17 protein-coding genes are annotated in these 18,498 nt (G+C 65.8%); 6 read left to right on the forward strand and 11 right to left on the reverse strand.

Features of this window, described 5'->3' with window-relative positions; all coding sequences use genetic code 11:
* Positions 1–3: 3 nt before the first annotated feature.
* From Q0L48_RS14485 to Q0L48_RS14500, 4 genes are all read right to left on the reverse strand, one after another.
* Entirely contained in the window at positions 4–288 is a 285-nt protein-coding gene (locus tag Q0L48_RS14485) for a VirB3 family type IV secretion system protein (protein ID WP_296722128.1), read from the reverse strand.
* Positions 289–297: 9 nt separating this feature from the next.
* Positions 298–609 (reverse strand): TrbC/VirB2 family protein, encoded by a 312-nt coding sequence (locus Q0L48_RS14490; RefSeq protein ID WP_296722129.1) that lies wholly within the window; start codon positions 607–609, stop codon positions 298–300.
* Positions 610–650: 41 nt separating this feature from the next.
* A complete protein-coding gene (locus Q0L48_RS14495; protein WP_296722131.1) occupies positions 651–1,283 on the reverse strand; it encodes a lytic transglycosylase domain-containing protein in 633 nt (210 codons plus the stop codon).
* A gap of 181 nt (positions 1,284–1,464) precedes the next feature.
* Positions 1,465–1,878: a tetratricopeptide repeat protein gene (locus Q0L48_RS14500; RefSeq protein WP_296722133.1), complete on the reverse strand. Its 414-nt coding sequence runs from the start codon at positions 1,876–1,878 to the stop codon at positions 1,465–1,467.
* A 320-nt stretch (positions 1,879–2,198) separates the two neighbouring features.
* On the opposite strand from Q0L48_RS14500, the gene Q0L48_RS14505 reads away from it, so the two are divergent.
* Together Q0L48_RS14505 and Q0L48_RS14510 are read left to right on the forward strand one after the other, a co-directional pair.
* Positions 2,199–3,788, forward strand: a complete 1,590-nt coding sequence (locus tag Q0L48_RS14505; RefSeq protein WP_296722134.1) for a hypothetical protein — start codon at positions 2,199–2,201, stop codon at positions 3,786–3,788.
* Between the two features lie 117 nt (positions 3,789–3,905).
* Positions 3,906–6,647, forward strand: a complete 2,742-nt coding sequence (locus Q0L48_RS14510; RefSeq protein WP_296722135.1) for a TonB-dependent receptor — start codon at positions 3,906–3,908, stop codon at positions 6,645–6,647.
* A 154-nt stretch (positions 6,648–6,801) separates the two neighbouring features.
* Here the strand turns inward: Q0L48_RS14510 and Q0L48_RS14515 are convergent, their stop codons facing one another.
* From Q0L48_RS14515 to Q0L48_RS14545, 7 genes are all read right to left on the reverse strand, one after another.
* Complete coding sequence (locus tag Q0L48_RS14515; protein ID WP_296722137.1) at positions 6,802–7,476, reverse strand: response regulator transcription factor; 675 nt, start codon at positions 7,474–7,476, stop codon at positions 6,802–6,804.
* A gap of 86 nt (positions 7,477–7,562) precedes the next feature.
* On the reverse strand, positions 7,563–8,315 hold the full coding sequence (locus tag Q0L48_RS14520; protein ID WP_296722138.1) for an SDR family NAD(P)-dependent oxidoreductase: 753 nt from the start codon (positions 8,313–8,315) through the stop codon (positions 7,563–7,565).
* A 2-nt stretch (positions 8,316–8,317) separates the two neighbouring features.
* Positions 8,318–9,460, reverse strand: a complete 1,143-nt coding sequence (locus Q0L48_RS14525) for an acyl-CoA dehydrogenase family protein (RefSeq protein ID WP_296722139.1) — start codon at positions 9,458–9,460, stop codon at positions 8,318–8,320.
* Positions 9,461–9,581: 121 nt separating this feature from the next.
* Entirely contained in the window at positions 9,582–9,950 is a 369-nt protein-coding gene (locus tag Q0L48_RS14530) for a hypothetical protein (protein ID WP_296722140.1), read from the reverse strand.
* 78 nt (positions 9,951–10,028) lie between these two features.
* A complete protein-coding gene (locus tag Q0L48_RS14535) occupies positions 10,029–10,844 on the reverse strand; it encodes a ferredoxin--NADP reductase (protein WP_296722141.1) in 816 nt (271 codons plus the stop codon).
* Positions 10,845–10,989: 145 nt separating this feature from the next.
* A complete protein-coding gene (locus tag Q0L48_RS14540) occupies positions 10,990–12,039 on the reverse strand; it encodes a Fe(3+) ABC transporter substrate-binding protein (protein ID WP_296722142.1) in 1,050 nt (349 codons plus the stop codon).
* Positions 12,040–12,102: 63 nt separating this feature from the next.
* Positions 12,103–13,113 carry an ABC transporter ATP-binding protein gene (locus tag Q0L48_RS14545; protein ID WP_296722143.1) on the reverse strand — a complete coding sequence of 337 codons (1,011 nt, stop codon included), beginning with the start codon at positions 13,111–13,113 and terminating at the stop codon, positions 12,103–12,105.
* Between the two features lie 35 nt (positions 13,114–13,148).
* On the opposite strand from Q0L48_RS14545, the gene Q0L48_RS14550 reads away from it, so the two are divergent.
* From Q0L48_RS14550 to bchO, 4 genes are all read left to right on the forward strand, one after another.
* A complete protein-coding gene (locus Q0L48_RS14550; RefSeq protein ID WP_296722144.1) occupies positions 13,149–14,828 on the forward strand; it encodes an iron ABC transporter permease in 1,680 nt (559 codons plus the stop codon).
* A 90-nt stretch (positions 14,829–14,918) separates the two neighbouring features.
* Positions 14,919–15,920: a magnesium chelatase ATPase subunit I gene (gene bchI, locus Q0L48_RS14555; protein ID WP_296722145.1), complete on the forward strand. Its 1,002-nt coding sequence runs from the start codon at positions 14,919–14,921 to the stop codon at positions 15,918–15,920.
* Positions 15,917–17,626 (forward strand): magnesium chelatase subunit D, encoded by a 1,710-nt coding sequence (locus Q0L48_RS14560; protein ID WP_296722146.1) that lies wholly within the window; start codon positions 15,917–15,919, stop codon positions 17,624–17,626. Before bchI ends, Q0L48_RS14560 begins: the two co-directional genes overlap by 4 nt.
* Complete coding sequence (bchO, locus tag Q0L48_RS14565) at positions 17,623–18,495, forward strand: alpha/beta fold hydrolase BchO (RefSeq protein ID WP_296722147.1); 873 nt, start codon at positions 17,623–17,625, stop codon at positions 18,493–18,495. Before Q0L48_RS14560 ends, bchO begins: the two co-directional genes overlap by 4 nt.
* The last annotated feature ends 3 nt before the right edge of the window (positions 18,496–18,498 follow it).

The raw sequence follows: 18,498 nt of genomic DNA on the forward strand, positions 1-18,498 counted from the left end.
GCGTCACGGGGCGTAGCTGTTGCAGCCCCAGCGCTTGAAATTGGGTATGCGCGGGCATCTGCTGACCTTGGTGATCCACAGATCGAAAATGCGCGGTTCGCGCAGCGAAGCGAAATAGCCGATCACGTGCATCACGATCGGCACGGGAATGATCCAGAAGCTTTTGAGCATCAGGAAGGCGATTGTCGTCACCATCAGGTTGATGATGAAGAAATTCATCGTCACGCCCGCAAACATCTGCGGGCGGGTGAGCGCGCGGTGCACCGGTTGGCGGATCAGCTCGCTCATGTTCGCCCCCTACCCCGCCGCCGACTGGATGCCGGCCACAATAGTGGTCGCGCCGAACAGGATGAACACGCCGATGATGACTGTCGCGCCGAAGCGCCAGTTCATCCGCCCGGTCAGCATCATGAACCCGATAGCCGCCACCGCCATGACCGCGACGGTGGTGGCGACCGTGCCCAGCAGCGTGCCTTGCAGCCACAGCAGCGCCGAATTGATCGGGCCGGAGCCTGCCGGGTCAGCCGCCTGCGCGAAAGCCGTGCCGGGAGTGAACGCCAGCGCCAGCAGCGCGAACAGACGGGCAGGAAAGCGGAACATCGAATTCATGAAAGGTCTCATCATCCTTGGATCGGGTTGGCGCGGCAGGATCACTGGCCCGGCACGCGCGAATGATTGGCGAGGCGACCGATGATGGCCGCGACATATTGCTTCGTCTCGCGGATATTGGGAATGCCGCCCGCCCGCTCGACCCGGCCCGGCCCGGCATTATAGGCGGCCAGCGCCTTTTCCAGATCGCCGTCGAACCGATCAAGTTGTTCGCGCAGATAGCGCGCGCCGCCTTCGAGGTTCTGGAACGGATCGTTCGAGTCGACCCCGAGATAGCGCGCCGTCCCCGGCATCAGCTGCGCAAGGCCGCGCGCGCCGACCGGCGACACCGCATTCTCGCGCCAGCGGCTTTCCTGCCACACCACCGCTTCGAGCAGGCTGGGCGACAGGTCGAAGCGCGCGGAAAGCTCGGCAATCTTGGCGGTGTAGCGCGCCGGCACTCCGGCGGCGTGGCGGGCCGGATCGGCAATCGCGAAATCGGGGATGGAGAGCCCTTCGACCTGCATGCGCGCGGTCTCAGCCGTTGCGGCGACAGACACCGACGCGTCCGCCAGCGGCCCAGCCACCCAGCGCGCACCGTCAGTGCCGAGTTCGAGCACGTCAGCGCGCGCCGCAACCGCGACGCACAACAAGGTGGCAGCAATGGTGACGCGGCACGCCGCGGCGAGAATCATTCCAGTTCCCTCCAGAATGTCCCCCTTTGTCTATCCTAAATGACAGGCAGGTGACAGTCTCGCGCTTGCCGGGCTTTTGCGCGCCGCGCGTATTGGATGCGTCAGGCAGCAAAACGGGCGGGCCGCACCACTGGCAGCCCGCCCGCAGCGGTTCTTTTGGCAGGCTTTGGGCTGCCGCTTCTTACTGGTCGTTATAGGTCAGTTGTCCGCCGCGCGCCGGCTCGGCCCGGAAATCGCCGCGTTCGAGCATCCTGATCGCCTTTCGTGCAAGCCGGCGCGAATCGGTGGCGGTGCCATCGGCGGTATCGAGCTCGATGACCTCGTGACAGTTCAGCGCCGCTTCGAATGCGGCGCGCGCCTTGGCATCGTCGCCCTTGTGGGCATAGGCGATGCCGAGATTGATGAGCACGGCCGGATCATGCGGATCGGCAGCGCTGGCGCGCTGAAGCACGGCCAGCGCCTCATCCTCGCGTCCGGCGGCGAGCGTCTGCGCGGCTAGATCGCCGCCCGGCGTGGCGGACTGAAGCTGCGCCTGGGGCGCATCGGCAAGCGGGGTGGCGGCAAACAGAGCGATCGCGAAAGCGGTGACGGACATGGGCTGGGCTCCTCTTTCCAGTGCTGGGAGCATAGTGACTCAGCTTTCCCATGAATGCAACAAAACCGTAATAATGTCTTTTTCCTGTAATTTTATCCGCCATCACACTGTATTAAGACCGTTTTCTACAGTCACATTCGCGGATCGGCGACAGCCCTAAATGGTCATCTTTGTCTTTCTTCGGTCATAATGACGTAAATGCCTCCGGACTGTCATGCTGCAAGAATTCTGTCACGCAGCACCCCTAGCGAAGCGACGCGCATTCGAATCTCGGTATTCGCGCTTTGTCTGATTCTCGGTTTTTGAGGGGACCGCTCGCTGTGAAAAACATTCAACGCACTCTCGTTCTGGGTTGCAGCCTGGTCGCTCTGGCTGGCTGCGGCGCCGACGAAATCGTCTCGCCCGGCACCAGCGGCGACATCATCATCAACAATCCGGCCCCGACGCCGACCCCGACGCCCACGCCGACCCCGACCCAGTCGCTGGTCACTCCGGCGGGCGGCTGTCCGACCATCAATTCGACCGGCGGTCTGACCGATGCCGGCACGATCACGAACAATGCCGTCGGCACTTTCCGGGTTTGCACCCTGCCGGCCACGTTCAACCAGAACGACACGCTGCCCTACATTTCGGGCCTGCTCTACCAACTCGGCGGTCAGGTTTTCGTCGGCAGCGACGAAGGCTTCGCCAGCACCGATAATGAAGTGACCCTGACGGTCGAACCGGGCGTGATCCTGTATGGTCAGGGCTCTTCGGCGCTGATCGTCAACCGCGGCAACCGCCTCAACGCCAATGGCACCGCCGATCGCCCGATCGTGTGGACCAGCCGCGATAACGTGATCGGTGTCGCCAACGACAACAGCCAGCAGCAGTGGGGCGGCGTTGTGCTGCTCGGCCGTGCGCGGGTTTCGGATTGCGCCACCGGCGGCGTCAACCTCGATGCCACCTTCTCGCAGAACCCGAACTGCAGCCAGAACCTTGAAGGTGCGGCGGTCACCATTCCTTATGGCGGGGCGAATGATGCCGACAATTCCGGATCGTTCACCTTCAACCAGATCCGCTTCTCGGGCTTTGAACTGGCACCGGGCAACGAACTGCAGTCACTGACCACCGGCGGCATCGGTTCGGGCACCACGATCGAGAACCTGCAGTCGTTCAACAGCTCGGACGACGGCGTCGAGTTCTTCGGCGGCACCGTTCGCATCCGCAACCTTGCGGTGATCGGCGCTTCGGACGATTCGCTCGATGTCGACACCGGCGCACTGGCCGATCTCGATACCGTTGTGGTCGTGCAGCGTGCCACCACCGGCGACGCGATCATCGAGCTTGATTCGCCCAACGCCGTTGCGAACCCGATCGTGGCCTTCCCGCGCACCCGCCTGCAGGTGAACAACTTCACCTTCGTGGAACGTTCCTCGGCTTCGGCACAGATGGTGCGTGCACGCGGCGGTGCGCAGCTCAGCCTCACCAACGGCGTGATGGACAAGATCGACGGCGATGCGACCTTCTGCTTCCGCATCGACGAGCAGGAAACGCTCGACGCGCTGATCGGCATCGACTCCGTGGTGTGCGACGGCGGCAGCAACCGTCAGGCTCGCGGTGACCGCGGCACGGGCGCCAATGCCACCACCGATGCCGAAGTTCTGGCGGCAGTGACGGCGGGCACCAACACCAACCTCGCCTTCACCATCACGCTCACGGGCACGGTGATCAACGGCACCGGCGAAAATGGTGTGACTCCATTCGCTGCCTCGGGCCGTTCGAGCTACTTCCCGGATCGCACCTATGTCGGCGCGATCGAAAATCAGGCCCAGTTCGAAACGACCTTCCGCAACTGGACCTGCAACTCGTCGATCCTCGACTTCGGCAGCTCCACCGGTGCCTGCACCGCGCTGCCGGTCTACAGCTGATCGCGCCTTTCGGAATGAGGGAGGCGCCGCGACATGCGAGCGCCTCCCGCTTTCTTTCTATCCGGCCCTGCGCGGCCGGCACTCATAAAAAGCCTAATCATGAGGGGGTCTAGCATTATGTCGACCGGCAAGCGCCTGGCAGGGCTGCTGCTTCTCACCACGTCGCTCACTGTTCCCGCCGTCGCCCACGCCCAAGCGGCTGATGCGCAGACCGAGGACGAGCTGACGGCGCAAGTCGAGGACACCCCGCCCGAAGAGCAGATCGAGGAATCCGATGTCTCGATCCCCGGCGGCGGGATCATCGTTACCGGGCGTCGGGGCCGCAATCCCGAACGCGCATCGAGCCAGGTGCTCAACGTCCTGTCCGAAGCCGACATCGCCCGCACCGGCGAAGGCGATATTGCCGGTGCGCTCAGCCGCGTCAGCGGGCTCAGTCTGGTCGGCAACGGCCGCGTGTTCGTGCGCGGCCTTGGCGATCGCTACTCGCTCGCGCTGCTCAACGGCCTGCCGCTGCCCAGCCCCGAACCGCTGAGCCGTGTGGTTCCGCTCGACATCTTCCCGACCAACGTCGTCTCCTCCAGCCTTGTGCAGAAGACCTATTCGGCCAACTTCCCGGGCGAATTCGGCGGCGGCGTGATCAATCTCACCACCAAGGCCGTGCCGACCGAGGATTTCCTCACCTTCAGCGTGAGCGGCGGCGGCGACACCGAAACGACGTTCGAAAACGGCCTGACCTATTTCGGCAGCCGCTGGGACACCTTCGGCTTCGACAATGGCAACCGCGACATCCCGTCGAACCTGCAGACCTTCTTCGGCAGCGGCGAACGGCTCGAAACGCTCGATCCGGCCACCTCCAACGGTATCGCCGGACAGCTGTTTCCGACCAACCTCGTGACACTGCAGAAGAACGACAATCTGCCGATCAACTTCAGCGCCAACATTACCGGCGGCAAGGCCTTCGAGCTTGGCGGCGACGTCTATCTCGGAGTGATCGCCACCGCGGGTATCAGCAACAAGTGGCGCAACCGCTCGGTGCTGAGCCAAGCCGGTAGCGCCGATCTCAGCCAGGTGTTCGAAACCAGCACCACCTTCATCACCGACAACAACGTGCTGGTGAACGCGCTGCTCGGCTTCGGCCTCGATATCGGCGAACACACGATCCGCTGGACCAACCTGTATATCCGCGATTCGCTCAAGACCGCGCGTCTCGGCGAACGGACCGACATCCAGCAGGGCGACAGCGGCTTCGACTTTCTCGATCAGCAGACGGCGTGGTTCGAACGCCAGCTGATCGACACCCAGCTGGTGGCCGAACTGGAATTCGGCAAGCTCGACGTCGATCTGCGCGGCGGGTTCGCCCGCACCCAACGCGAGGCACCGTTCAACGCCACCTTCAACTATGTCCGCACCAACAATCCGGGCGATCCGCTGGGCGACCAGTTCCGGGTCGATATCGGCGGCCTGCGCGGCCAGACCGGCATCCGCGCGCTGGTCGAATTCGACGACCTGCAGGAAGACAACTACTTCGGCGGAATCGATCTGTCCTACGAACTGCTGGACAACCTCGATGCGACCGTGGGCTATGCCTATTCCGACGTCACCCGCCGCTCATCGAGCCGCGGCATCCAGGCGCTGGTGGGCTGCGGACCGATCTGCGAATTCCTGCCCGATCAGGCAGCCTCGCAGACGATCGAAGCACTCGGCCTGAGGCCGCCGGGCGACATCATCAATGGTGCGACGCTGGCCGGGTTCAATGTCCGCCTGAACGAACGCACGCCGTTCCCGGTGTTCGACGCCGCGCTCGAAGTTCATGGCGGCTATGGTCAGCTGCGCTGGGCACCAACCGACACGCTGTCGGTCGACATCGGGGTGCGTTACGAAGACGCGATCCAGACCGTCGCGCTCGACCAGTCGATCTTCACCACCCCGATCGCCGGGGCGACGCCGACCAACATCGCCAACGACTATTTCCTGCCCGGCGCAACGGTGACGTGGGAGTTGATGGACGACCTGCAACTGCGTTTTGCCGCGTCCAAGACCATCGCCCGCCCGCAGTTCCGCGAGCTGGTCGAACAGCTGTATTTCGATCCCGAATCGAACCGCCGCTATGTCGGTAACCCGCTGCTGCAGGACAGCCAGCTGACCAATGCCGAAATGCGCGCCGAGTATTACCTTGGCGGGCCGAACCGCATCAGCCTCGCGGGGTTCTACAAGGAAATCGACAGCCCGATCGAAAGCTTCGCGACGATCACGCCCGGCGAATTCCGCACCAGCTTTGCCAACGCACCGGCGGCCGAACTGTACGGCGCGGAACTCGACATCACCTACGGGTTCGACCTGTATGACTGGGGCAGCTTCTTCGAGACCAAGCAGTTCCTGGTCATGGCGAACTATACCTACACCCAGTCGAGCCTGAGCGTCGATCCGAGCGTCGACCGTGGCAGCTGCCCGCAGCTTGCGCCAACACCGGAAGATCCCGGACGCTGCGCCGCCGAACTGTTCGTCGACGGCGCATCGTTGGTGGGCCAGTCGGACCATGTCGGCAATATCGCGCTCAGCCTTGAGGATACCGAGAAGGTGCAGCAGCTTACCGTGCTGCTCAACTATGCGAGCGAGCGGGTGACGGCGCGCGGCTTTAACCGCCTGCCCGACATTGTCGAGGATCCGGGCCTGACGGTCGATTTCGTGGCGCGGTCGGAACTCAAGCTGGCCGGGCAACCGCTGGAACTGAGCTTCGAAGTGCGCAACATCTTCGGCCGTGACAACTTCGAATTCCAGGAGTTTCAGGGCAACCGGATCGACATCAACACCTTCCAGGTCGGCACGGCCTTCAACTTCGGGCTGAAGGCGACGTTTTGATTGTGGGCGCGGCCCCTCCGGGCCGCGCCTTCCTCGCTCACACGGTCTGAAGGCCGCGTCGCTGCGGGCGCGCAGTCGCGCTTACGGACCCTAGGGGTCCGTTCCAGCGCGTTCGCGATGGTGAACTGGTTGGTGGTTTTGCCGCCCCTCCCCCTCAATTCAGATCGAAGACGTAGCCCATCGATCTTACGGTGCGCAGGGGATTGCCGCCGCCTGCGCCCTTGAGCGCGCGGCGCAGGCGGCCGATCCACACATCCACGGTGCGTTCGTCGATCGGCGGTTCGCGCTTGCCCAGCCCGCCGATCAGATCCTCGCGCGTCAGCACCCGGTTGGGGTTTTCGGCGAAGAACCGCAGCAGCCGGAATTCATTGGGTCGCAGCATGATCGGCTCGCCGTTCCAGCGCGCCTGCAACGCGGCCATGTCGATGCACAGCGCCCCCGCTTCGAACCGGCTGGTGGCATGACGCTCGGCCCCGCGCGATTGCAGCGCCAGCACCCGGTCGAGCACAGCGGTGCGGGTCAGCGGGCCGACGACATAATCATCCGCCCCTGCGCGCAATGCGCGGCGGCGATCCTCGGCGTCGTTTTCCTCCAGCACCATCGTCACATGGGCATCGGCCGTGCGCGGATCGGCGCGCAGTCGGCGGCACATTTCCAGCCCCGCCAGATCGTCCATCACCCAGTCGATGAACGCCCACATCGGCCCCTCGACCAACCGTCGCGGGCCTTCCGGTCCGAGCCGGTCGAAAGTGAAGCGCCGCTGATCGTGGATGAAATCATCCAGGCTTTCGCCAAGCTCGCTGGTCAGGAAGATATTGACGACGTCCATGCGTGCCCCGCCCTGTTGTCATAAGCGGAGTTGGCGCAGGTGTGTGACGCGTTCGTGACGGGATTGCAGCAATAAGTAGCGACCGCTCAGGACAGGGTCAGCCCCCCGTCCACCACCAGCGTCTGCCCGGTGATGTAGGCGGATAGCGGCGAGGCAAGGAACAGCGCGGCGCCGGCCATATCCTCGGGCGTGCCGAGGCGGCGCAGCGGGATCGCCTTGAGGCTGGCTTCGCGCCGTTCGGGGTGGTCGGTGGTCACGGATGTGAGCTTGGTCGGCACCAGCCCCGGCGCGATCCCGTTGACCCTTATGCCGTCGCGCGCCCACGCCTCGCCGAGCGTCTTGGTGAGGCTCGCCGCGCCCGCCTTCGATGCCGCATAGGCCGGCGTGCCGAGGGTCGACTTGAACGCCGCGACGCTGGAGACGACGATGATCGCGCCCTTGGCTTCGGCCAGCGCAGGGTGGAAAGCGCGGGCGGCGTCCATCACCGAATTGAGGTTGATATCGACGACCGCGTCCCAGCCCTCGCGGGTGAATTCCTGTTTTCCATATCGGACAGTGCCTTGGCACAGCACCAGCACATCGATTTCGCCGAAGTCCGCCGCCAGCTGTGCGGCCGCCTCGCGGTCGGTCAGGTCGAGCTGGCGGTAATCCAGCCCGGTGAAATCGGCGTCCTCCGCCTCGAGGTAGTCGCCGAAATCGGGCCGCGTGCCGGTGACGGTGACAGCCGCGCCCCGCCCCCGGAACCCATGCGCGATGCCGTTACCGATCCCGCTCGATCCGCCGATGACAAGGATGCGTTTGCCGCCGAAGTCGAGCGGATTGTCGAGGGGGTCGGTCATGCTCAGATACTCCGCGAGATCACTTCCTTCATGATCTCGTTGGTCCCGCCAAAAATGCGCGTCACCCGCGCGTCGCGCCACAGGCGGGCGATGGCATATTCGTTCATGTAGCCCGCCCCGCCGTGGAGTTGCAGCGACGCATCGCACATTTCCCATTGCAGGTCGGTGTGCCACAGCTTGGCGGCGCTCGCTTCGGAGGTGGTAAGTTCGCCCGCCAGATGCTTGCGGATCGCCCAGTCCAAGTGCGCCCACCCGACTTGCAGCTTGGCCTTGAGGTCAGCCAGCGTGAACTTGGTGTTCTGGAATTCGAACACGGTCTTGCCGAACGCCTTGCGGTCCTTTGTGAAGGTCACCGCTTCATCGAATGCCCGCTGCGCTGCCGCCTGCGCGCCGACCGCGATGCCGAGCCGTTCCTGCGGCAGTTCCTTCATCAGATGCACGAAGCCCATGCCCTCCGCGCCGAGGATGTTGGTCATCGGAACGCGGCAGTCATTGAAAAACAGTTCGGAGGTATCGGCGGCGTGCTGCCCGATCTTGTCGAGATTGCGCCCGCGCTCGAAACCCGGCGTGTCGGCGTCGACCAGCACAAGGCTGATGCCCTTGGCGCCGCGCTCGGGATCGGTCTTGGCAACCACAATCACGCAATCGGCGTTCTGGCCGTTGGTGATGTAGGTTTTCGACCCGTTGATGACGAGGTGGTTGCCGTCCTTCTTGGCGGTGGTGCGGATGCCCTGAAGGTCGGAGCCTGCGCCGGGTTCGGTCATGGCGATGGCGGTGATGATGTCGCCGCTGACCATGCCGGGGAGGTATTTGGCGCGCTGCTCGGGGTTGCCGAGGCGCTCGAAATAATTGGCGGTGATGTCGTTCTGCAAAGTGAAGCCGGCGGACGAGCCGAGGTAGGACAATTCCTCGGTCAGCACGCAGTTGAAGCCGAAATCGAGGCCGAGGCCGCCGTTTTCCTCTTTCACCGTCATGCACAGCATTCCGGCGTCGCCCATCGTCTTCCACACATCGCGCGGGACGATGCCGTTGGCTTCGTGCTCCTCCATGTGCGGGGTCAGGGCTTCCGCGAAGACCTTGCGGACGGTGTCGCGGAAGGCCTCGTGGTCTTCATTATAGGCGGTGCGATAGGATGTTGCGAGCATGGCGGTTCTCTCTCCCGAAGAGTTTCGATTTGCCACGCTACAAACAGGGCCTGCGCTTGGGGGTCAAGCGGGAAAGCGGGAAGCAGAGCCTGAGATTTCAGCTGGGGAAAGTCGGCGCCGGTCAGGCCACGTGGCAGACCACCAGGACGTGCAGCGCAGAACCGTCTTCACTCAGTACCGGGGTCGACCGGCCCCTCTGCACCTGCTCGACAACCGGCCTGAGCTGCGGAGGCAGTTCCGACTGGTGCACGAACTTGTGTCTGGTGACCTTGGCACCCAGCGCCTCGCCAAGCGCCTTCGCTTCGTTGCAGGACCGGATTGCCGCCGTGACAGACTGGAATTCCGCAGGCGCGATCTGCGCCGAGGCGACCGACAATTGCACGAAGCTGTAGCTGGGAAGAGGCGATTGGCGCACGGGTTGGGCAATGGCGACTGCGGGCGCAATGCTCGCAAGGATGCCTGCCGATACCGAAACCAGACGCTTTGCCATGCCGTCCTCCTTCACCGAGGGAAGGTTACTATGGCAAAGTGAACCTTGCGTGAATTCAGCGGCATGGCTGCCGCCGCATCAGCCCACGAACGCGCGTTCGATCACGAACTGGCCCGGCTTGTTGTTCGCGCCCTCTTCAAAGCCGCGCGCTTCCAGATCGGCGGCGTGGTCCTTGATCATCGCCATCGATCCGCACAGCATCACGCGGTCCTCCTCCGGCACAAACCGCTGCGGGCCATTGGACTGTTCGAACAGCCGCCCGTCGTCGATCAGCGCCTGAATCCGGCCCTGCGTGCGGAAGGGTTCACGGGTCACGGTGGGGACGTAGATCATCTTGGCGCGGTCTTCGTCTTCGAGCAGCGGATCGCCTTCGAGCTTGCTTTCCAGCAGCTCGCGATAGGCCAGCTCGTTCACATTGCGCACCGAGTGGACGACGATCACTTCCTCGAACATCTGATAGACCTCGGGATCGCGAACGAGGCTCATGAACGGCGCAAGCCCGGTGCCGGTCGACAGCATGAACAGCCGCTTGCCCGGCAGCAGCGCATCGGTCACCAGCGTGCCAGTCGGCTTCTTGCCGAGGTAGATCGGATCGCCGACATTGATGTACTGCAGCCGCGACGTCAGCGGGCCATCCTGCACCTTGATCGACAGAAATTCGAGTTCCTCGTCGTAGCTGGGCGAGGCGACCGAATAGGCGCGCAGCAGCGGCTTGCCGTTGTCGCCGGGCAGTCCGATCATCACGAATTCGCCCGACCGGAAACGGAAGCTCGGCGGACGGGTGATTTTGAAGCTGAACAGCCCCTCACACCAGTGGTGGACATAGGTGATCGTCTCGACAGAGAGCGCCGCGCTTTCGGTGAACTGGTCGCGGTCGATGATGGGCTGGTTCAAAACGGGCCTCGAATACAGGTCAGCGCCGCAAGGACACGCGGCTGGAATGGGGGCGCAGATGGACGACAAGTGCGCGCCCTTCAAGACAGTTTAGCGATAAGCCCTGAAAGCGGGCCTTGATGCGCCTCAATTCCTTTGGCGCAAATCAGTTCCAGCCGGCGCGGTCGAAGATCCTCACCGCCTCGGCCTGATTACGGCCGATTTCTGCGGCGTTGATCGTGTCTGGTTTGAAGCTGCCCAACTGCTCGACCGCCGAATTGGCCTTCAGCCCCTGCGCCGCCGGATATTCGTTATTGCCGTCGGCGAAGTAACGCTGCGCGCTTTCCGAGGTGAGATATTCAAGGAACTTCACGGCATTCTCGCGATTGGGGGCGGTCTTCACCAGCCCTGCGCCGCTGACATTGACGTGGGTTCCCACCCCGTCCTGATCGGGGAAGATCACACCGATATTGTCGAAGATCGCCTTCTGGTCGGCATCGCCCCCGGCATAGCGCGCGAGGTAATAGGTGTTGACCACCGAGATGCGGCACTGGCCGGCCGCCACCGCTTCGATCTGCGAGGTGTCGTTACCCTGCGGCGGCTGCGCGAAATTGGCGACCACGCCTTTGGCCCACTCCTCGGCCTCGGCCGTGCCATTGTGCGCGATGATGCTGGAAAGCAGCGATATGTTGTAGATGTTGGAGGAGGAACGGATGCAGATATCGCCGCGGAACTTCGGATCGGCGAGATCGGCGTAGGTTTCCAGCCCCTCGGGCTTTCCGGCGGCCTTGTTGTAGATGATGATCCGCGCGCGGGTCGACAGGCCGGTCCACAGCCCATCCGGATGGCGCAGGTTGGCAGGGATGCGTTCGGCCAGCACGGCGGAATCGACCGGGCCGAACACGCCCGCTTCCTCCGCACGCCACAACCGCCCGGCATCGACGGTGATGAGGATATCGGCCGGGCTGAATTCGCCTTCGGACTGGATGCGTTCGATTAGCGCATCGGCATCGGCCTCGATCCGGTTGACCTTGATGCCGGTCTGTTCGGTGAAGTCCTCATACAGCGCCAGATCGGTATCGTAATGGCGCGAGGAATAGAGGTTGACCACGCCTGCATCGGCCGGGGCATCGCCCTCGCCGTCAGACGTTTCGGCACAGCCAGCGAGCACGCCAACGCTGGCGCAGGCAATCAGGCCGAGGAACAGTTTCTTCATGGATAGAGCTTTCTCGCTTTAAGTTGCGAATGACTTGCAATATTATTTGGCGCGGCGCAAGCCCTAACTCCGCGCGAACACCCTGAGGCTGCCGGCGCGCGGGGCGACGCGGTAACGCTGCGCGGGATCGACCGGCGCGGTGGTTTCGGCGGTGATTTCCGCGCCGTCTGCCGCCACCAGCACCACCCGCACGCCCTTGCCCTGAAGGTGGCAATCGCGCACCCGCAATCCATCGGCATCCGGCACCAGTTCCAGCGCATCGGCATGCACCAGCAGATCGAAGGCCGCGCCGTCGGGCGGCACGACGTCCGTTGCCCACAGCCCGAACGGGGTTGCGATCCCGCCCTCCCCGCGCACGCCCTGCACCACCTGCGCGCCGCCGAACATCGCGCCCACCGCCGCGCTGGCGGGCGCATCGTGCAGTTCCTGGGGGCTGGCGAACTGGACGATCCGCCCTGCCTCCATCACTGCGATCCGGTCTGCGATATCAAGCGCCTCTGCCGGATCATGCGTCACCAGTACTGTGGTCGCGCCGCGTTCACGCAGCAGGATGCGGCAATCGCGGCGCAGGCGGCGGCGCAGCACGATGTCGACGCTGGCGAAGGGTTCGTCCATCAGCAACACCTGCGGCCCCGGTGCCATCGCGCGGGCCAGCGCAGCGCGTTGCTGCTGCCCGCCCGATAATTCGTGCGGATAGCGTGCGCCCAGCCCCGCCAGCCCGACCTGCGCCAGCCAGCCCTCGGCCTCACTGCAGCGCTGTTTCGGCAGGCCGAACGCAATATTCGCGGCGATGGTCATGTGCGGAAACAGCGCGCCGTCCTGAAACACCAGCCCCACGGGCCGCGCTTCGGGCGGCGGGCTGCGGCGGGCATCGGCCAGCGGCTCGCCAGCGATCAGGATGCTGCCCTGCTGCACCCGCAGCAATCCCGCCGCCAGCCCGAGCAGAGTTGACTTCCCGCAACCCGACGCGCCAAGCAGGCACGTGATCTCTCCCGTCGGCGCGGTGAAACTGATGTCCTCCAGCGCTCTGACCTGACCATAAGCATGGGCAATATGACGAAATTCGAGGCTCAACGATTGATCCCGCCCATGATCCTTGGGAGTTGCCGGTGAGCCGCCTTAGGCAATTTGCACCGGCAGAGGCAAGCACGCCTGCAAGCTCGGGGGCAGGGTCGGGCGCAGGGTGGAGCGTCGCCGCACTGGCGATTGCCGCGCTGGCGGGCCTGCCGATCGCCGCGATCCTTGTTGGCGCGACCACTGGCGGATTCGAAGCGATCGCCCATCTCGCGCGCACGGTGCTGGGCGGCTATGTCCTCAACACCGGCCTCTTGATGCTGCTGGCGGGCAGTTTTGCCGCCGTGGTTGGGACCGGCTGCGCATGGCTGGTGGCCGCGAGCGAATTTCCGGGGCGCCGCGTGCTCGGCTGGGCGCTGGTGCTGCCGCTGGCAGTGCCCGCCTATATCGCGGCCTATATCTACGCCGATATGCTCGACTTTGCCGGGCCGGTGCAGAGCGCGCTGCGCCAGGCGGTCGGCTGGGGGCCGCGCGATTATGTCTTTCCCGAAATCCGTTCGCTGGGCGGCGGCGCGCTGGTGCTGGGTCTGGTGCTGTATCCTTATGTCTACCTGCTCGCCCGCACCGCCTTCGCCACGCAGAGCGTCACCCAGTTCCGCGCCGCGCGCAGCCTTGGCGCGGCCCCGACACGCGCGTTCTGGCGGGTCGCCCTGCCCGCCGCACGCCCCGCCATTGCAGGCGGTCTCGCGCTGGTGCTGATGGAGGTGCTCGCCGATTTCGGCGTGGCGGAATATTTCGCCATTCCCACCTTCTCCACCGGGATCTTTCGCAGCTGGCTGGCGATGGGGGACAAGCCCGCCGCGCTCAAGCTGGCGGCGGTGATGCTGGTGTTCGTGGTGGCGCTGATCGCGCTCGAAGCCGCCACGCGGCAGGGCCGCAGCGACAGCCGCGACGGGCTGGCGGGGCGCAGCGCCAGCGAGCCGCTGGTGGCGCTATCGCCGCTGGGCAAGGCGCTGGCTTTCATTGCCTGCCTCCTGCCTGTGCTGCTGGGCTTCGTGATCCCGGCGGGATATCTCGGCGCGATGGCGATGAGCGATGTCGCGCAGGGCGCAGCGGGCGATCTCGCCACCTATGCGGCAGGCAGCCTGCGTCTGGGGCTGGCGGCCAGCGGCGTTTGCCTTGTCGCCGCATTGCTGCTGGCCTTTGCCCGCGCACGATCGACCTCGCGGGTGACGGCGGGCGCGATCCGGCTGGGCACGCTCGGCTACGCCTTGCCCGGCGCGCTGCTGGCGGTGGGCCTGCTTGCCCCGCTCGGTGCGCTCGACCAGAGCCTGACGCGCTTTGCCCGCGACAGTCTGGGCTGGAGCGGCGGGCTGCTGCTGACCGGCACCAGCGCGGTGCTGATCTATGCGCTGTCGGTGCGGTTCCTGACGGTCGCCTATAACAGCGTCAGCGGCGGGATGGCGCGCATTCCTCCAGCGCTCGATTCGGCGGCGCGCAGCCTTGGTGCCGGGCCGCGGCGCGTGCTGGCGCGGATCTATGCCCCGCTGCTCGCCCCCAGCCTGCTGGGCGCAGCGGCGCTGGTGTTCATCGACACGGTGCGCGAACTGCCCGCCACCCTGATCCTGCGCCCGTTCAATCTCGAAACGCTCGCCACCCGCACGTACCGGCTGGCGAGCGACGAACGGCTGGTCGAAGCCGCGATCCCCGCGCTGATCCTGCTGGCGGCGGGGCTGTTGCCGGTGCTGCTGCTCAACCGGCTGACGAGGCGCTGACGGCCAGCGCCCGACTGTAAACGTGGATTGACGCCTCGCCTGTCTATCTACCCCTTGTCCCGACGCGTTCGGGCGCTAGAACCGGCGAATATGGCACGTTTTCCTTTTTCCGCGATCGTCGGTCAGGACGAAATGAAGCAGGCGCTGCTGATTGCAGCGGTCGATCCCAGCATCGGGGGCGTCATGGTGTTCGGCGACCGTGGCACAGGCAAATCCACCGCCGCGCGCGCGCTCGCCGGTCTGCTGCCGCCGATCATGGCGGCCGAGGGCTGCCCCTATGGCGCCTCGAAAGAGGATCAGGCGCGCTACCCCGACGTGTGCGGCACCGGCAAGCTGGTGAAGCGCGCCGTGCCCTTCGTCGACATGCCGCTGGGCGCGACCGAAGACCGCGTGATCGGCAGCCTCGATCTGGAACGCGCGCTGCGATCAGGCGAGAAAGCGTTCGAACCCGGCCTGCTGGCCAAGGCCCACCGCGGGTTCCTGTATATCGACGAGATCAACCTGCTCGAAGATCATCTGGTCGATCTGCTGCTGGATGTCGCGGCATCGGGCGAAAACGTGGTCGAGCGCGAGGGGCTTTCCGTCCGCCACCCGGCCAAATTCGTGCTGATCGGCAGCGGCAACCCCGAAGAGGGCGAATTGCGCCCGCAATTGCTCGACCGCTTCGGTCTGTCGGTGGAAGTGCGCAGCCCCAAGGATATCGAAGTGCGGATCGCGATCATGCGGCTGGTCGCGGAGAACGAGCGCGATCCGGAAGGTTTCGCCGCGCGCTGGGCGGGTGAGGACGAGAAGATCCTCAAGCGGGTCGCACGCGGCAAGGCGCGGCTGCCCAAGCTGGAAACCGGCGAGGATGTGCTTCGCGATGCCGCCGAATTGTGCATGGCGGTGGGCGCGGACGGGCTGCGCGGTGAACTCACCCTGATGCGCGCTGCCCGCGCGCTGGCGGCGCTCGACGGCGCGAAATCCGTCACCCGCAAGCATCTGATCGCGATTGCCCCTTCGGCCCTGCGCCACCGGCTGCGGCGCGATGTGCTGGACGAAACCGGATCGACCGTGCGCATCACCCGCGCGATCGGCGAATTGTTCGGATGAACACAGCCGAGGCCGACGATCTGCAAGCCGATCCGCTGGAGGATGCAGTGCGCGCGGCACGCCTGTTTGCGCTCGCGCCGAAGCTGTTCGGCGGGATGGTGCTGCGCGGCTCCAGCCCGGCGCGCGATGCGCTGGTGGCGGCCTTGGGCCAGAGAATCGCGCTGCGGCGGATGCCCGGCCATGTCGATGACGAGCGATTGCTGGGCGGGATCGATCTCGCCGCCAGCCTCTCCGCCGGCAAGCCGGTGCGCCAGCGCGGGCTGATCGAGGAAGCATCGGGCGGCGCGCTGGTCGCCGGAATGGCGGAACGATTGGACGCGAGCATCGCCGGGCGGCTGGCGCAAGCGCTCGATGAAGGCGGCGCGGCGCTGGTGCTGCTCGACAACGCGGCCGAACCGGATGAAGGCCCGCCTGCCAGCCTGATGGAACGCCTCGCCTTTGTCTGCGATCTATCGGCCTCGCGGCGCTGGCAGGGGGTGGAACTGGCCCCGGCTGCGCTCCCGCTCGCCGCTGTCGCGCCGCTGGATGATGACGCCATGACAGCGCTCGCCGCGACCGCCGCGATGCTGGGGGTGGATAGCTTGCGCGCGCTGATCTTTGCGGGCGAGGCTGCGCGCGGGCTGGCGGCGCTGGCCGGACGTGAGAGCGCGAACGACGCCGATCTGTCGGGCGCGGTGCGACTGGTGCTGGCCCCGCGCGCCACTCGCCTGCCGCCGCAGGAAGCCGAGCAGCCGCCCGAAGACCAGCAGGAGCCTCCACCCCCTCCGCCCGAAGGCGAGCAGGACAAGGCAGAGGATGCCGACCGCCAGCAGCAGGAGCCGGACCTGTCCGAAATCCTCGTCGAGGCGGCCAAGGCGGCGATCCCGGCCGATCTGCTGGCGAGCCTCGCACAGGGCAAGGCACCGCGCCGCTCATCCAGCAGCGGCACCGGGCAGAAACGCAAGGCGGCAACGCGCGGGAAGCCGCTCGGCGCACGTCCCGGAATGCCGCGCGGCGGGGCCAAGCTGGCGCTGATCGACAGCCTGCGCGCGGCGGTGCCGTGGCAGCAGGTGCGCCGCAAGGAACAGGGTGCAAGCCCCGACTCCCCCATCCTGATGCGCAAGGAAGACCTGCGCATCCGCCGGTTCGAGGAGCGCGCAGCCCGCGTCACGATCTTCGCGGTCGATGCCAGCGGATCGGCAGCGGCGGCGCGGCTGGCCGAGGCCAAGGGCGCGGTCGAACTGATGCTGGCGCAGGCCTATGTCACCCGCTCCGAAGTCGCGCTGGTCGCGTTCCGGGGCGAGACTGCCGAATTGCTGCTGCCCCCCACCCGCTCGCTCACCCGCGCGCGGCGGGCGCTATCCGAATTGCCCGGCGGCGGCGGCACACCGCTGGCGCTTGGCCTTAACGCCGCGCGCGAAGTGGCCGAAGCGGTGATCGCGCGCGGACGCAGCGCAAGCCTTGTGATCCTGACCGATGGCCGCGCCAATATCGCCGCCGATGGCTCCCCCGGCCGCCCGCAGGCCAAGGCCGATGCAGAAAACGCGGCGAAAGCGATCTACGCGCGCGGGATCGATACGCTGGTGGTGGATATCTCCGCACGCCCCGGCCCTGAAGGCGCTGCGCTCGCACAGGCATTGGGCGGACGCTTCCTCGCCCTGCCGCGCGCCGATGCGCGGATGTTGCAGGCCGCGATCAACGCTGTGCAGCCGGCGCTGGCCGCATGAGCGCGCTCGACTGGAACCGCGAAGGGCTGATCTGGCCGCACCGCGACGCGAGCCAGTTCATCGAAGCAGGCCGCGCGCGCTGGCATGTGCAGCGGATGGGAACAGGAGCGCCGCTGCTGCTGCTCCACGGCACCGGCGCCTCGGTCCATTCATGGCGCGGGTTGATGCCGCTGCTGGCGCGCGACAACGAGGTGATCGCCATCGACCTGCCGCGCCATGCCTTCACCACCGGCCACAATGCCTACGCCATGAGCCTGCCCGTGATGGCGGGCGAGATTGCCGGACTGCTGAAGGTGCTGGCGGTCGAACCCGCCGCGATCATCGGCCATTCGGCAGGCGCGGCGATTGCGCTGCAACTGGCGCTGGATCATGCCTATGCCGGGCTGATCGTGGGCCTCAACTCCGCGCTGCGACCCTTTCCCGGCCCGTTCGCGCAGATCTTCCCGGCTGTGGCGAAAGCGCTGTTCATCAACCCGCTGGTGCCGCGGTTCTTCGCCGGAAGCATCGACCTTGTCGGCGGGGCCAAGAAGTTCCTGTGGCGGTCCACCCATTCGCATATCGATGCCGAAGGGCTGGCCTGCTATCGCACGCTGCTGAAGCATCCCGGCCATGCGGGCGGCGCGCTCGCCATGATGGCGAACTGGGACCTGCCCGGCCTGCGGACGCGGATGGGCAGCGTCGCCAATCCGGTGCTGCTGGTGCATTCGGACAAGGACCCGGCCATCCCGCTCGCCTGGACGCGGGAAGCGCGCGGCTGGCTGCCGCAGGCGCAGCTTGAAGTGCAGCACGGCCTCGGCCATCTTGCCCACGAGGAAGCGCCTGAACAGGCCGCCGCGCTGATCAAGGCCTTTCTGGCGCGGCAAGCATAGGAG

The sequence above is a fragment of the Erythrobacter sp. genome, from assembly GCF_024305245.1.
Classification (GTDB): domain Bacteria; phylum Pseudomonadota; class Alphaproteobacteria; order Sphingomonadales; family Sphingomonadaceae; genus Erythrobacter.